Origin of the sequence: Pseudomonas faucium (assembly GCF_021602585.1) — a bacterium.
In the GTDB taxonomy this organism is placed as follows: Bacteria; Pseudomonadota; Gammaproteobacteria; order Pseudomonadales; family Pseudomonadaceae; genus Aquipseudomonas; species Aquipseudomonas faucium.
Genome location: NZ_BQIP01000076.1, coordinates 1 through 276, shown reverse-complemented (window position 1 = coordinate 276; position 276 = coordinate 1). Strand labels below are relative to the sequence as shown.

1 rRNA gene is annotated in these 276 nt (G+C 50.0%); it reads left to right on the top strand.

Going from position 1 to position 276, the window contains the following annotated elements:
* Positions 1–276, top strand: a 23S ribosomal RNA gene (locus L6D75_RS27230); the annotation flags it as partial.

Genomic DNA, 276 nt, shown 5'->3' with positions numbered 1-276 from the left:
CGAGGCTGAAAAGCGTAGTCGATGGAAAACAGGTTAATATTCCTGTACTTCCAGTTATTGCGATGGAGGGACGGAGAAGGCTAGGCCAGCTTGGCGTTGGTTGTCCAAGTTTAAGGTGGTAGGCTGAAATCTTAGGCAAATCCGGGATTTCAAGGCCGAGAGCTGATGACGAGTTGCCCTTAGGCGACGAAGTGGTTGATGCCATGCTTCCAAGAAAAGCTCCTAAGCTTCAGATAACTGGGAACCGTACCCCAAACCGACACAGGTGGTTAGGTA